Below are 1014 nucleotides of genomic sequence, written 5' to 3'. Positions count from 1 at the left end.
TTTATATCGAATAGAATGTTTGACTATATGATGTAATTGATTAATAAAAGCCTTCATTTACCTCTCACCTGATTTTTCTATTAATACAATTAAAGGTTAGAAATGAAAATAATTAACAGACTGAAAAAGAAGTTATTAGTCCTTGATGGCATTGACAATGATTTCATAGAGTATGGAAAGGAAATAGCATGCCCTGAATGCGAAGGCGTAATAGTCTATTCCATAGTAAACTCATATGAGTTTGACACGCTCCCTGTAGAGGTAAAATGCTTTTTGGTTAAGAAAATGAGAGGCGTGAAGTTTGTTAGTGAATATAAGAAATATAGCTACGATGAAAGCCAATTAGATGTTTCGAAAAACATTTGTTCAAAGTGTTTGAAAGAATTTTCTGCTGTATTAACGTATAGAGAAGTGCAGCCAGCCCGATATCGGGTATATCTTGTGGGGCTTTTTGAAGGTGATTTGAAACAGATCAAACTTTAAAAGTTGAGGTTAACCTGTGATTAAAAATCTCAATTTCATCAAAGAAAATGACCTGCTTCAATGGACGTGTGGCGAAAGTAACATACTGGTTAATATGCCCTTTTTAGACTATGCAATGGTCGACTCAACACGCCAGTTAGTCTTTGCGTTAAGCGAACCAAAGCCATTACCGACCGTTTTGACCATCTTCAATGCGCAGGGCGAAAAACTATTTTGGTCTGCACCTCCTGAAGGTGCGATTTTCTATTACTTAACATTCAACCTGTCAAAGGAAGTGGTCGTTGTCTGTAGCTATCCAGCAAAAAAAAATGGCTGGCATGACTGGTTTTATTCCTGGGATATGAAGCGTAACGCGTTGGCTCAATCGGGCCCTGCATATTAAGATCAAAAGCGCCAAAAACGATAACAACAATCAGTGGCAAAAGAGGAACTGTATCAGCAGTTCCGACAAGCAGTTTAAAAAACAGAGTTAAGTGGCAAAGGATAAGCACGGTTTACATTGTCATTTTGACCTATATAAAACCACTCGAA

At 37.3% G+C, this 1014-nt stretch carries 2 protein-coding genes; both read left to right on the top strand.

The window, feature by feature from the left end; translation table 11 throughout:
- Positions 1 to 102 precede the first annotated feature (102 nt).
- A complete protein-coding gene (locus IM284_RS23055) occupies positions 103 to 483 on the top strand; it encodes a hypothetical protein (RefSeq protein WP_047368726.1) in 381 nt (126 codons plus the stop codon).
- A gap of 16 nt (positions 484 to 499) precedes the next feature.
- Positions 500 to 865, top strand: a complete 366-nt coding sequence (locus IM284_RS23050; RefSeq protein WP_047368725.1) for a hypothetical protein — start codon at positions 500 to 502, stop codon at positions 863 to 865.
- The last annotated feature ends 149 nt before the right edge of the window (positions 866 to 1014 follow it).

Origin of the sequence: Enterobacter cloacae complex sp. P12RS, assembly GCF_014895875.1 — a bacterium.
Classification (GTDB): Bacteria; Pseudomonadota; Gammaproteobacteria; order Enterobacterales; family Enterobacteriaceae; genus Enterobacter; species Enterobacter bugandensis.
This window is presented reverse-complemented; position numbering and strand designations above follow the sequence as displayed.

Coding starts and splice junctions, on each gene's coding strand:
- IM284_RS23055 (WP_047368726.1), top strand. CDS start 103: ATGAAAATAATTAACAGACTGAAAAAGAAGTTATTAGTCCTTGATGGC.